General features: G+C 72.3%; 7 protein-coding genes. 4 read left to right on the top strand and 3 right to left on the bottom strand.

Annotation, left to right across the window (positions count from 1 at the left end):
* Positions 1-5 precede the first annotated feature (5 nt).
* From ACFWJX_RS34880 to ACFWJX_RS34865, 4 genes are all read left to right on the top strand, one after another.
* Positions 6-1,148 carry an aromatic ring-hydroxylating dioxygenase subunit alpha gene (locus ACFWJX_RS34880; protein ID WP_383250332.1) on the top strand — a complete coding sequence of 381 codons (1,143 nt, stop codon included), beginning with the start codon at positions 6-8 and terminating at the stop codon, positions 1,146-1,148.
* Entirely contained in the window at positions 1,129-2,595 is a 1,467-nt protein-coding gene (locus ACFWJX_RS34875; RefSeq protein WP_383250331.1) for an aldehyde dehydrogenase family protein, read from the top strand. The genes ACFWJX_RS34880 and ACFWJX_RS34875 overlap by 20 nt, the downstream gene beginning before the upstream one ends.
* Before the next feature lie 82 nt (positions 2,596-2,677).
* Entirely contained in the window at positions 2,678-4,246 is a 1,569-nt protein-coding gene (locus tag ACFWJX_RS34870; RefSeq protein WP_383250330.1) for an APC family permease, read from the top strand.
* Positions 4,247-4,255: 9 nt separating this feature from the next.
* On the top strand, positions 4,256-5,815 hold the full coding sequence (locus ACFWJX_RS34865; RefSeq protein WP_383250329.1) for a GMC family oxidoreductase: 1,560 nt from the start codon (positions 4,256-4,258) through the stop codon (positions 5,813-5,815).
* Positions 5,816-5,872: 57 nt separating this feature from the next.
* Here the strand turns inward: ACFWJX_RS34865 and ACFWJX_RS34860 are convergent, their stop codons facing one another.
* From ACFWJX_RS34860 to ACFWJX_RS34850, 3 genes are all read right to left on the bottom strand, one after another.
* A complete protein-coding gene (locus ACFWJX_RS34860) occupies positions 5,873-10,486 on the bottom strand; it encodes a hypothetical protein (RefSeq protein ID WP_383250328.1) in 4,614 nt (1,537 codons plus the stop codon).
* Between the two features lie 88 nt (positions 10,487-10,574).
* Positions 10,575-11,450: a hypothetical protein gene (locus tag ACFWJX_RS34855; protein ID WP_383250327.1), complete on the bottom strand. Its 876-nt coding sequence runs from the start codon at positions 11,448-11,450 to the stop codon at positions 10,575-10,577.
* Positions 11,451-11,502: 52 nt separating this feature from the next.
* The gene (locus tag ACFWJX_RS34850) at positions 11,503-13,029 is read right to left on the bottom strand and encodes a hypothetical protein (RefSeq protein WP_383250326.1); all 1,527 of its coding nucleotides are present in this window, start codon (positions 13,027-13,029) and stop codon (positions 11,503-11,505) included.
* Positions 13,030-13,185 lie beyond the last annotated feature (156 nt).

Here is a 13,185-nt window from a genome sequence, read left to right as displayed (position 1 = left end):
CGCACGTGACGACGACCCCTCTGTCCCCCAGCCTGATCGCGACGCTGCCGGGCCAGTACTACACGGACCCGGAGATCTTCCGCCAGGAGCAGGAGCACCTCTTCGAGTCGATGTGGTTCTGCGCTGTCCGCAGCGCCGACCTCGCCGGACCCGGCGCCTTCCGTACCGTCCAGGTCGGCCGCGAGAGCGTGCTGGTCACCCGTTCGCGCAGCGGTGAGCTGCGCGCCTTCCTCAATGTGTGCCGGCATCGCGGGGCCCGCCTGTGCATGGAGGATTCGGGCCAGGTCCGCCGCAACCTGCAATGTCCGTACCACGCATGGACGTACGACCTTGACGGTACGTTGATCGCCGCGCCCAACTTGATCAAGATGCCGGACGTCGACCGGGTCGCATACGGGTTGATCAAGGTGGCCCTGCGCGAATGGCTCGGCTACGCCTGGGTGTGCCTCGCCGACGAGCCGCCCTCCTTCGAGGACACGGTGATGCACGCCGCCGTCGAGCGGCTCGGCGACGCGGCCGCCATCGAGCACTACGGCACCGAGAACCTGGCCCTCGGCAAACGCATCACCTACGACGTGAAGGCCAACTGGAAACTGATCGTCGAGAACTTCATGGAGTGCTACCACTGCGCCACGATCCATCCCGAACTCACCGACGTCCTCCCGGAGTTCGCCGACGGATACGCCGCCCAGTACTACGTGGGCCACGGCGCCGAGTTCGGTGAGGACGTCCGGGGCTTCACGGTCGACGGCAGCGAGGGCTTCGCGAAACTGCCTGCCGTCGCCGAGGACCAGGACCGGCGCTACTACGCGATCACCGTCAAACCGACGGTGTTCATCAACCTCGTACCGGACCACGTCATCCTGCACCGCATGTTCCCGCTCGCCGAGGACCGCACGGTCGTCGAGTGCGACTGGCTGTACGCGCCGGAAGTGGTGGACTCCGGGGCGGACGTGTCGAAGTCGGTGGAGCTGTTCCACCGGGTGAACGTCCAGGACTTCGAGGCGTGTGAACGGACGCAGCCCGCGATGTCCTCGCGGGCGTACCGCGGGGGTGGTGTGCTGGTCCCCAACGAGCACCACATCGGGATCTTCCACGAGTGGCTCGTCGAGAAGCTCGGAGGCGGCCATGCCCGACCTGTTCATTGACGGCGCGTGGCGGGCGGCTCTGGACGAGCGGACCCGCGAGATCCGGTGCCCCGCGGACGGCTCCCTGGTGGGGGTCGTGGACGAGGCGGGCGGCAAGGACACGGTCGAGGCGATCGCCGCGGCCCGTCGTGCCTTCGACACGGGCCCCTGGCCGCGCACGGCGCCGGCCGAGCGCGGGGACCTGCTGCTGCGGGTCGCCGGTCTCCTGGTCCGCGACAAGGACGCGCTCGCCCGCGCCGAGTCGCTGGACACCGGGAAGCGGCTGGTGGAGAGCGCGTACGACATCGACGACATCGTGAACTGCTTCCGCTACTTCGGGCGGCTGGTCGCGGAGGAGACCGACCGGGTCGTGGACACCGGCCGCGAGGACGTCGACAGCCGGGTGGTGAACGAGCCCGTCGGTGTCTGTGCGCTCATCACTCCCTGGAACTACCCGCTGCTCCAGACCGCCTGGAAGGTGGCGCCGGCACTCGCGGCCGGCAACACCTTCGTCCTCAAACCGAGCGAGCTGACCCCGCACACCGCGATCCACCTTCTGCGGCTGCTGGACGAGGCCGGGCTGCCGCCGGGCGTGGGCAATCTGGTCCTCGGCGCGGGGCCGGAGGCGGGTGCCCCGCTCGGCGACCACCCGGACGTCGACCTGATCTCGTTCACGGGCGGCCTCCGGACCGGGCGCCGGCTCATGGCGGCCGCGGCCGGGACCGTGAAGAAGGTCGCCCTCGAACTCGGCGGCAAGAACCCCAACATCGTCTTCGCGGACGCGGACTTCGACACGGCCGTCGACATGGCGCTGACCGCCGTCTTCCTGCACTCCGGGCAGGTCTGCTCGGCGGGGGCGCGGCTGCTGGTCGAGGACTCGCTGCACGACCGGTTCGTCGACGAGATCGTCCGGCGCGCGTCGCTGATCCGGCTCGGCGGGCCGTTCGACGAGCGGGCACAGAGCGGACCGCTCATCTCCGCGGCGCACCGGGCGAAGGTCGAGGCGTACGTCGCCCAGGGTCTCACCGAGGGCGCCGTCCTGCGGTGCGGCGGCGCACGGCCGTCCGGGCCGGGCCTGGACGAAGGCTTCTACTACCCGCCGACCGTTCTGGATGGCTGCACGGCCGGGATGAGCGTGGTGCGGGAGGAGTCCTTCGGTCCGGTCCTGACGGTGGAGCGCTTCACCGACGAGGACGAGGCGGTGCGGCTCGCCAACGACACGATCTACGGTCTGGCCGGCGCCGTCTGGACGACCGACGAGACGAAGGCGGCGCGCACGGCCGCCCGGCTCCGCCTCGGCACCGTCTGGATCAACGACTACCACCCCTATGTCCCGCAAGCCGAGTGGGGTGGCTTCAAGCAGTCCGGCTTCGGCCGCGAACTCGGACCCTCAGGCCTCGCCGAGTACCGCGAGACGAAGCATGTCTGGCGAAACACCGCCCCTTCACCACAGGGCTGGTTCGCGTGAGCAGCACCCACAGGCGACCCACCGGTCCCGGCACCCGCAGAGCCGCTCCCACCCCTCCCCCAGGCCCACGAGGAGTCCGCTCATGACGACGACAGCGCAACCACCATCGGACAAGCAAGGCCAGGACGACGCCGAACTCGCCGAGTTCGGCTACAAACCCGAACTCAGGCGCACCCTGGGAAACTTCCACACCTTCGCCGCCGGCATCAGCTACATCTCCATCCTGACCGGCACGTTCCAGCTGTTCTACTTCGGCTACGGCAGCGGCGGTCCCGCCTACTGGTGGTCGTGGCCGATGGTCTTCGTCGGCCAGTTCACGGTCGCCCTGTGCTTCGCGGAACTGGCGGCCCGCTATCCGGTCGCGGGCTCGGTCTACAACTGGTCGAAGAAGATAGGCAATCCGCATCTGGGCTGGCTGGCCGGCTGGATGATGCTGGTCGCCTCGATCGTGTCGATCGCGGCCGTGGCCCTCGCCTACCAGCTGACCCTGCCGCAGATCTCGTCGTTCTTCCAGTTCGTGGGGGACGGCACCGGCACGTACGACGTGGCGACCAACGCGGTGATCCTGGCCGCGGTGTTGATCCTGTTCACGACCCTGGTCAATGCCTTCGGCGTCAAGTTGATGGCCACGATCAACACGGCGGGCGTGTTCATCGAGTTGATCGCCACGGTCGTGTTGATCGTCCTGTTCGCCGTCCACATCACGCGCGGCCCGCAGGTGGTCATGGAAACCCAGGGCACGGGCACCGGTTACGGAGCCGGATACCTCGGCGCGTTCCTCGTGGCCTCGCTGGCGTCGGCGTACGTCATGTACGGCTTCGACACGGCCGCCTCGCTCGGCGAGGAGTCGCTGGACCCGTCGCGCAACGCCCCCCGCGCGATCATCCGGGCGATCGTCGCCTCGTTCGTCCTGGGCGGACTGATCCTGCTGCTGGCGCTGATGAGCGTCTCCAGTCTGAAGGGCGAGAAGCTCTCGACGGACGGGCTGCAGTTCATCGTCCTGGACGTGCTCGGTCCGACGGCCGGCAAGGCGATGCTGTGGTGCGTGCTGATCGCGGTCACCGTGTGCGCGCTCGCCGTCCACACGGCGGCGATCCGGCTGGCGTTCGCGATGGCCCGCGACAACAACCTGCCCGCGTCCTCACGGTTGGCCCGGTGCCACCCGCGCTTCCAGACACCGGTGTTGCCGACCGTGATCATCGGCATCCTGGCGCTGGCGATCCTGGTGGTCAACATCCGCCAGCCGCAGATCTTCACGGTCGTCACCAGCATCGGCATCATCATGATCTACCTCGCCTACCTGGGCGTGACCGCGCCGATGCTGGTGGCCCGGCTGCGCGGCAAGTGGCAGCCCGCGGGTGACGGCAAGTTCTCGCTCGGCCGCTGGGGACTGCCCGTCAACATCATCGCGGTGGTGTGGGGCGCGGCGATGACGATCAACCTGATCTGGCCTCGGGCCTCGGTCTACAACGCGACCGCGCCCTTCCACTGGTACCTCCAGTGGGGTGCCGTCCTCTTCGTCGCCGTGATCGCGGGCGGCGGCTTCGCCTACTACTGGTTCGTCCAGCGGCACAGGACCGGCGTCCTCGCCGAGCACCGGCTGGAAGCGCCCGCCGCGGCCGCCCCTTCCACCACTCCGGCAGCCGACTAGGAGGGCAGCATGAGCATCGACGAGTTCGACTACGTCGTGGTCGGCGGCGGCACCGCGGGCAATGTGGTCGCGGCCCGGCTCTCCGAGGACCCCGCCGTCACGGTGTGCGTGCTGGAGGCCGGCCCGAGCGACGTCGGAGACGACGACATCCTCAGACTGGACCGCTGGATGGGCCTGCTGGAGTCCGGCTACGACTGGGACTACCCGGTCGAACCGCAGGCCAGCGGCAACAGTTTCATGCGGCACGCGCGCGCGAAGGTGCTGGGCGGCTGTTCGTCCCACAACTCGTGCATCGCCTTCTGGGCACCCGCCGAGGACCTCGACGACTGGGCCGCGGCGGGCTGTACGGGCTGGAGCGCGGCCGACCTCTTCCCGCTCTACCGGCGGCTGGAGTCCAACGACGCTCCGGGCGACCACCACGGCCGCACCGGCCCGGTGAAACTGCGCACGCTGAAGGGCGAGGACCCATGCGGCACGGCGCTCCTGGAGGCGTGCGCGCAGGCCGGGATACCCACGACGGTCTTCAACTCGGGTACGACGGTGGTCCGGGGCGCCAACTGGTTCCAGATCAACTCCGACGAGAACAACATCCGCCAGTCGTCGTCGGTGGCGTACCTCCACCCGGTCATGGGCAAGCGGCCGAACCTGGAGGTCCGTACGGGCGTACGCGCCAAGAAGCTCCTGCTGAACGGGCGGCGCTGTGTGGGCGCCGCGTACCTGGACCCCGATCTGGTCCACACGCGCACGGTACGGGCCCGGCGCGAGGTGATCGTCTCGTGCGGGTCGATCGACTCGCCGAAGCTGCTGATGCTGTCGGGCATCGGGCCGGCCGCGCACCTGCGGGAGGTCGGCGTCGAGGTCGTCGTCGACGCGCCCGGGGTCGGCGAGAACCTCCAGGACCATCCGGAGGGCGTGATCATGTGGGAGGCCCGGCAGCCGATGCCGGCCACCTCCTCCCAGTGGTGGGAGGCGGGCATCTTCTACGACACCGAGCCGGGCCTGGACCGGCCGGACCTGATGTTCCACTACGGGTCGGTGCCGTTCGACATGAACACCGCCCGGCACGGCTACCCCACCTCCGAGAACGCCTTCTGCCTCACCCCCAACGTGACCAAGGCCAGGTCACGCGGGACGGTGCGGCTCCGGACGCGGGACTACCGGGACAAGCCGATGGTCGATCCGCGGTACTTCACGCACGAGCACGACGTGCGGGTGATGACCTACGGGCTGCGGCTGGCGCGCCGGATCGCCTCACAGCCGGCGTTGAGCGGCTGGGCGGGCGCGGAGCTGGCCCCCGGGCCGGACGTGCGGACCGACGACGAACTGCTCGACTACATCCACAAGACCCACAACACCGTCTACCACCCGTCCTGCACGGTGAAGATGGGCGCGGACGACGACCCCTCCGCCCCGCTCGACGCGCGACTGCGGGTCAAGGGGGTCGAGGGACTGCGGGTCGCGGACGGGTCGGTGATGCCCGATCTCGTCGCGGTCAATCCGTGCGTCACGACGATGATGATCGGCGAGAAGTGCGCGGATCTCCTCAAGGAGGACGCACAGACGCCCTAGGAGCGGGGGAACCGCGCGACCGGCCGGGACGGCCCGCGGTTCCCCACTCCCGTACGGCTACGGGGCGCTCGGCGCCGCGCGCTTGTACATCCGCGTTGCCGTGATCTCGCTGTGCCCCGCTTCGCCGGAGGTAGCCTGCGGCAGCCCCGGGCGCAGGTGTTCCTCGACGCTGATGTACTTCAGGCCGGCTCGGAGGTCGGCGTCGTTGCGCAGGCGGATGACCAGCGGGAACTCCGCCAGCGCCGTCGTGTCGAACAGGCCGGTCGTGTAGAGGAGCTGCACGCCGAGGGCGTCCGAGACCGCGCGCTGGAGCTCCAGCAGGTACGTCGCGTTGGCGCGGCCGATGGGGTTGTCGAGGAACAGCGTGCCGGCGTACCGGTGTTTGTCGCGGCCCCGGTCGTTGCTCCTGAGGGCCGCCATCGTGCAGTACAGGGCGATGGCCGCGGTGAGGAGCTGGCCGCCGGAGAAGACGTCGCCCATCTGCCCGACGGGCACCCGCTCGGCGCGCAGCACGGCGTCCGGCTTGAGGATCTCGACGGCGACGCCCTTGGGCTGAAGGGCCGCGCCGACGCCCCGCAGCAGCAGGGACATGCCGTCGCGCCGCAGGTCGGAGTTCTTCTTGACGGCGGCGCGGGTGGCCTCGTCGACGACCTCTCCGAGCCGCTCGGTGAGGGTGGCCTGGTCGGGCTCCTCGAAGCGGATCCGGAGGAACTCCTGCCCGGACCACTCACCGAGTCCCTCGGGCAGCCGGGACAGCCGCTGGGCGGAGCGCAGGGTGGCGAGCGCCGACTCCACGAGACCGCGCAGCCGGTCCACGATCGAGTCGCGGTTGCGCTCCAGCTGCTCCAACTCGTCCGTCAGCACGCGGAGCCGGGGCGCGAAGGCGTCCGCCCACTTCTGGGCGTGCTCGGGGAGCGCGGCGGCGGGCAGCTCGCGGATCTGCTGCCGCGCGGGGGTGCGCACCTGCTCGTACCGGGTGGAATTGGCGTGCCGGACGAGGATGTCGCTCGCCTCGCGGACGGCGGCCTCGGCGGCGGACAGGTCGGCGGCGCAGCCGCGCAGTGACCGGCGGGCCTCGGACGCGGACTGGCGGGCCTCCTCCAGGGTGCCGGGGTAGGGATCCGGCGCCTCCTGTTCCTCCTCTGGCGTGTGCTCGCGCAGCAGGTCGCGGAGCATGGCGGCGATCTCGTCGAAGCCGCCGGCCGCGTCCTCGGCGGCGCGGTGGGCGTCCAGCAGCTCGGCGTGCGCCTCCCTGGCCCGGACCGACGCCTCGGTGCGGGAGGCGAGTTCGGCGGTGGCGGTGCGCAGCAGGGACTGCGCGTGCTCGGCGTCGCGCGGCTGGAGCTCCTCGGGCAGTTCGGTGTGGGCCTCGCCGTCCTCCGGCGCGTGCCGTTCGGCCTCTCCGCGCAGCCGGCCGAGCTGCTCGCTCGCGGTGGACACGCGGGTCTCCAGGAGCTGGACCAGCTCCTCCGCGCGCGCGGAGGCCGCCTGCCGGGACGGTCCGTCGGAGCCGTCCGGTGACTGGAGCAGCTGCTCCGCGCGCGTGCGGACCTTGTTGCTCAGCCGGTCCAGTTCCGCCAGGGCCGCGCTCTCGTCGCCTTCCGCGCGGGCCTGTTCCGCCCGCAGGTCGGCGCCGACGCCGACCTTCTCGTACAGCTGGGAGGCGGCCCGATAGGCCTCCCGCAGGGCGGGCAGGGACGCCTTGGGCGCGCCCGGCTCCTCCTCCGGTACGTCGTCGGGGGCGCCGGCGATCTCGGAGCGCTCGGCGCGCAGCGCACGCGCGGTGCGGCGGGAGTCGTCGGCGGCCCGCTGGGCGGCACGGCGGTCCTCGTCGGCGGCGCGGGCGCGCTCCAGGCATGCCTGGGCGCGGGCCTCGGACTCGGCGGCCTCGTCGGCGAGTTCACGCAGCTTGACCTGCCAGCCGGCGCGCTCGCGCAGCCGGAAGGCGAGCCCTGCGAGGGCGTCGGCGGCGCGCCGGGCCTTCTGGGCGGCCTCCTGCCGCTCGTCGCGCACCTGCGCGGCCTCGGCGGCAGCCTCGTCGGCCTCCGCGCGCACGGTCCGTGCCTCGGCCAGCTCGGCCTCGGACTCCTCGGCGAACGCGCGCGCCTCCTCGGCGCTCCGTGCCAGTTCGGTGAGCCGCCCGGCGGGGCAGCCGGTGCGCCAGGAGGCGAGACGCGCCGCCAGTTCCCGGTCCTTGCCGAGGCGGGCCGCGAGCCGGCGGATCTCCTCGTCCCGCTCCGTGGCCCGCGCGCGCAGCGTCCGCCGTTCCTCGTCGGCGGCGTGTTCGTCGTGCATGGCCGGGTTCGGCGGTACGAGGAAGACGTCACCGGTGTCGGTGCCGGGCGCCGGGGTGGGGGCGAGGAGGGCGGCGGCGGTGCCGACGGCCACGGCGGACCGGGGCAGCAGGGCGGCTTCGCCGAGCGCCTCACGCGCGCGGGCGTGCGAGTCGGGGTCGGTGATGATCACGCCGTCGACCAGTTCCGGCCGGGCGGCGAGGACCCGAGCGTGGTCGACGGGGTCGACGGCCTGGGCGAGGTAGCGCCAGCCGGGCAGGGCGGGGATGCCGTGCTCGCCGAGGTACTCGACCGTCGCGAGCACGTCCGGGCCGGGCGGCAGCAGTCCGCCGTCGCCGAGCGCGCCGAGGATGCGGGAGTCGTCGGCGGCGGCGGTCCGCAGCTCGAACAGCTGTCGCTCGGCGGAGGAGACGGTGCCGTCGAGGAGTTCGCGCAGCTCGTCGGCGTAGCGGTCGAGGTCCTCGGGTGTGAGTCCGGTGCCCTCGGCCTCGTTCTCCTGGCGCGGCTGCGGGATGATCCGCGGGGTCGAGGCACCGGTCACGCTCAGCAGTTCGGCCAGCCGCTCCTCGCCGGCGAGGCCCTCGGCGAGCCGGCGCTCGGCGTCGTACGACCGGTGCGCGGCCGACGCCGCGTCGGCCGCGCGGGCCGCGGTCAGCTCGGCCCGCGACTCGGCGGAGGCGGCCTCGCGCGCGTGCTCGGCGGCCTTGCGCGAGGCCTCACGGGCGGTGTCCCAGGCGGCGACGGCGCTCTTCTCGGCGTCGCTGGCGGCGAGGGCTGCGCGCGCAGGGTCGGCGTCGGGCGCGCTGTCGTCGAGCCAGCCGGCGCGTACCGCTTCGGCGGTCTCCTGCTCGACCTCTGTGAGGCGCTGACGCAGATGTCCGGCCTCGCTGCGGGCGCGCTGCGCCTCGGTGGCGGCGGACGTGGCGTCGCGGTGCGCGGCCTCGCCGACCTCCTGGAGGGCCGCGGAGCGTTCCTCCTCCTCGTTGGCGAGGGTCTCGGCGCTCCCGGCCGCGCCGTGCAGGGCGCGGACGAGGTCGACGGCGGCCTTGGCGCGGGCGGCGAGCGCCGGGGCTGCGTCCCGCTCGGCCTCCTGGATGGCGGCGGACACGCGGGCGACCCGGTCGGCGGCGGCGCGCTGCCGCAGGGAGACCTCGGCGGCCTGCCAGGCGGCGTGGAGGGTGCGCGCCTCGGCGAGTTCGCGCTTCTGCGCGGCGGCGGACTTCTCGGCGGCGGCGAGCGCCAGCGAGGCGTGCCGGAAGGCGAGTTCGGCGGCGATCAGCGCACTGCGCTCGCGGGCGCTCTCGGAGTGGGTGACGGCGTAGGCGGCGGCCGTGACCCGCTGGGCCAGGTCGGCGGCGCGGGTGCGCTCCCGCAGCCCGCGCGCGGACAGCCTGCGGGCGAGGGCGCGGTTGCGGCGCTCGGCCCCGGCGTGGATGTCACGCGCGCGTGCCCGCGCGTCGGCGGCCTCGACGATCCGCCCGAGCAGGTCCACCGAGCCGGCGGTGAAGTCCCGTTCGGCCATCAGCTCGGCGCGCCGGCCCAGCTTGTTGCCGAAGCCGCCGACGAGGTCGGCGAGGCCGTCGGTGTCACGCGTGTCCGTGACCGCGCGCAGCAGCAGGTCGGTGAAGTCGGAGTCCTTCTTGACCGCGAAGAGGCCGGCCGCCTCGCCCTCGTCGGCGTTCATCTCACGCTGGTAGCGGAAGAGTTCGGGGTCGAGGCCCAGCTCGCCGAGGTGCTCGATCCACCGGTCGTGGATCTCCTCCCAGTGCACCTCCAGGTGCGGATACGCCTTGCCCGCGTCGGTGAGCGCGTCGCGGAAGCCCTTCATGGTGCGCCGTCGGCCCTGCGCGCCCGACTGGCCCTCGGCGGACGGCCGTACTGCGGTGGACTCGGCGACGGGAAGGTTGTCCAGGGTGAGTCCGGGGCCGGGCCGGAAGGAGTACCAGGCCTCGGCGAACTTCCGCGGGTCGTTGGACACCTGTCGGCCGCGCCACTCGCTGACCTTGCCGACGACCACGCACTCGCCGGTCAGCACGTGCTGCCACTCCAGCGCGACATGGCCGCAGTCGTCGGCGAGCAGGAACTTGCGCAGGACGCCGGAGCTGGCGCCGCCGAGGGTGTTGCGGTGGCCCGGCAGCATCACCGAGAAGATCAGCTTGAGCAGGACGGACTTGCCGCCGCCGTTCTCCAGGAACAGCACGCCCGCGGGCGCGGGCCGGCGCGGCGGGCCGACGGGCTCGTCCTCGAAGAACTCCGCCTGCGTGGGGGCGGGATCGGGCACGACCTCGCCCACGCCCCGCAGGTCGAGCACAGTGTCGGCATAGCGCGCACCGGCAGGCCCGATCGAGTAGAGGCGGACTCGGGACAGCTCGTACATGGCGGACTCTCGTAAGTCTTCGGAAGGTGCGGTGGATCGGTGGATCGGCTTCGGGAACTCCGGGAGCTTCGGTGGGCTCCGTGGAGTCTCAGGAGTGGAACGGCAGTCCGGCGTCGGCGACCAGGTCGAGGTCGTCGGACTCCTCGGGGGGCAGCAGCGTCGGCGTTCCGTCGGTGACCGGGACGACGCCCAGTTCCAGCAGCTCGGCCAGGGCCGCGCTCCCCGCCATGTCCCGGACCTGGAGCTGGTAGCGGGCGGTGGTCCGGTACGTGCCGCCGTTGTCGTCGCCGGTGCGCTGGAGGAAGCCGGAGTCGGTGAGGAACGCGACGGCCTTGCCGACGATGCCGGTCGTCGAACCGGCGAGCCGGCGGGCGTCCTTGGTGGCGCCGGCGGCGCTGCGTCGGGCCCAGATCCGCCAGGCGGCCTCCAGGTCCGGCGCGTCGGTCGCGGGGTCGGTGTTCTCGCCCTGCTCTTCCGCCCGCTCCTCCAGGCGGCGGCAGGCCTGGCGCACGAAGGCGTCCACGCCGTTGACGCTGACCCGGCCGATGTAGCCGTCGTCGGCCAGGTCCTCGGGCCGGGGGAACGCCATCGCGGCGACGGCGAGATGCGCGAGGCCGTGCAGGAACCGGTCTCCGGAGTCCGCGGACGTACGACGGGCGTAGTCGCCCATGCGGACGGCGAACACCGAGTCCTCCGCTGCGGTGACGGCCATCCCCGCGCGCGGGGACACCTCCAGCACGATCAGGCCCAGCCCGGTGGCCACGGCGTCCGCGAGCCGCGCGAACGGCGGGTCCTCGCGGTAGCGCCGGAGCAGGTCCGCGTACTCCTGGTCGCGCGCGGGCTGAAGTCTGGGCTGGAGGCCGAAGGCGACGAGCCGCGCCGCGTCGGCGGCGTCGGCTGGGGTGACGACGGCGGAGGCCGGCGCGGCGGCCTCGGGTTCACTCCGGTCGACGTGCTCGGTCACGGTGTCGGCTCCTTGCTGCGGGGGTGCTCGTGCTGGCGATTCCGGGTCCGGCTCATGCTGCTTCCGTCCGGTCCGCGGCCATCGCCGCCGCGTCCAGCAGCGCCATGCCCACTATCAGGTCGGCCCCGCCGAACTCCGGATCGTCCAGTTCGGTCCCGTCGTCGACAGCGAACAGCAGCTTCTCCTCGCCCTGCCGGTAGGCGGTGCCGACCGCCGGGCTGGCCGCGTGCACCGCCAGCAGCGCCACCAGGTACGGCAGTTCGGGATCTCGCCCGCGTGCTTCCGCGAGGAGCCCCGACAGCCGTCGTGGCGCGTCCGCGGGCAGGTCCAGCAGTTCCATGGCGGCGGCCAGTTGCTCCTCGCTGAACCGGCTGTCGTCGGGAGTCGCGATGAGGTCGGGCTCCGGCATCTCCGCGCCGAGGTTCTCCCGCTCCACCGGCGGCGTCAACAGCAGGTCGATCAGGTCGCCCACCCGCACGGACGCGGGTGTCCGCAGTCCCGTCCCGCGCGCGAAGAACGCGTCGGTGACCCGCACCGCCTGCTCCAGCGGCAACGGCAGCACGGGCGCGACGAGATGGCCGTAGAGGTCTGTTCCCGACGACGTCATGGGGGTGGCGAAGGCCTGCCGGTCCTGCTCGGCACGGAACAGCGGTCCGGCCTCGAGCAGGCGGGACTGCAGCTGGGTGTGCCGGCGGATGCAGTCCTTGACGATGTCGACGAGTTCGGCTGCCCGCCGTTTGTTCTCCGCGTCCTCGATCTCGTCGCGGGCCTTGCGGATGTTGGTGAGGATCGCGTTCTCGTGGCGGTAGCGGTCGGCGACGTGGTCGAGGGCCTCGGCGATCATGTCGGGAACGGCGTTGAGCCAGTCCACCGCGCGGACGTTGCGCCGGGTCGCCTCCAGGGCCCTGCGCAGCGTCTCGGAGTACTGCACGGTCCGGTAGCGGGCCTGTTCGGCGGCGAGTTGGGCGTCGGCCAGGCGACCGCGGCGGATGAGGACCTCGAGTTTGACCTCGGCGGCGATCTGCGCGCTGGTGACGTCGGTGTCGAGGGCGCCCACGAGGACGTTGACCGCCTCGTCCGTCGTACGGAGGTAGACCGTGCCGCCGTACCCGGGGACCTCCTCGATCAGCTTGAAGTCGTAGTCGCGGCGGACGTAGGTGCCGTCCGGGGTGAAGGTGCCGTACACGGCGCGGAAGCCGCGGTCGACGGTGCCGACGTTGATCAGGTTCTCCAGGACCCAGCGGGCGACGCGCTCGTGCTCCTCGGCCTGCCGCCCGGGGGCCTGCGCGGCGATGCGCGGGATCAGGCGGGCGACTATCTGGTCGTGGTCGGCGCCGGTGTCGAAGTCCATGTTCAGGGTGACCAGGTCGATCGCGGCGAGGGCGATCTCCGCCATGCCGTAGACCGAGTACTCGCCGGCGAGGTTGGCCTTGCGTGCGTCGAGGTCGTGGATCGGTGCGGTGCAGGCGAGCGCGCGCAGCCGCCGCGCCAGTCCCTCGTCGGCGGCCGGGCCCGGCGCGGGGCGCGGCCCCGCGCTGAGCTGGGGCGGAACACGGTCCGTCGATGCAGGCGAAGTCACGGTGCACAGACTAGGTCCTCGGTCTGACATCGACCCAAACGACGCAGAAGCGACCCACGTCACAGCGGTGCGCGACGCGTGGCAGGCCGCCCGGGAGCCTCGGCCGGGACCCGGCCGGGGAGCCTCGGCCGGGGTCCGCGAGAGCCGTGGCGGCAC

This window comes from Streptomyces sp. NPDC058335, from assembly GCF_042723915.1.
Classification (GTDB): domain Bacteria; phylum Actinomycetota; class Actinomycetes; order Streptomycetales; family Streptomycetaceae; genus Streptomyces.
Note: the sequence above shows the minus strand (reverse complement) of the source record. Positions and strands in the feature narration are given on the sequence as shown.

Excerpts from the sequence above, each read along its gene's own strand:
- ACFWJX_RS34875 (WP_383250331.1), top strand. The coding sequence starts at position 1,129 with ATGCCCGACCTGTTCATTGACGGCGCGTGGCGGGCGGCTCTGGACGAG.
- ACFWJX_RS34870 (WP_383250330.1), top strand. The coding sequence starts at position 2,678 with ATGACGACGACAGCGCAACCACCATCGGACAAGCAAGGCCAGGACGAC.
- ACFWJX_RS34865 (WP_383250329.1), top strand. The coding sequence starts at position 4,256 with ATGAGCATCGACGAGTTCGACTACGTCGTGGTCGGCGGCGGCACCGCG.
- ACFWJX_RS34860 (WP_383250328.1), bottom strand. The coding sequence starts at position 10,486 with ATGTACGAGCTGTCCCGAGTCCGCCTCTACTCGATCGGGCCTGCCGGT.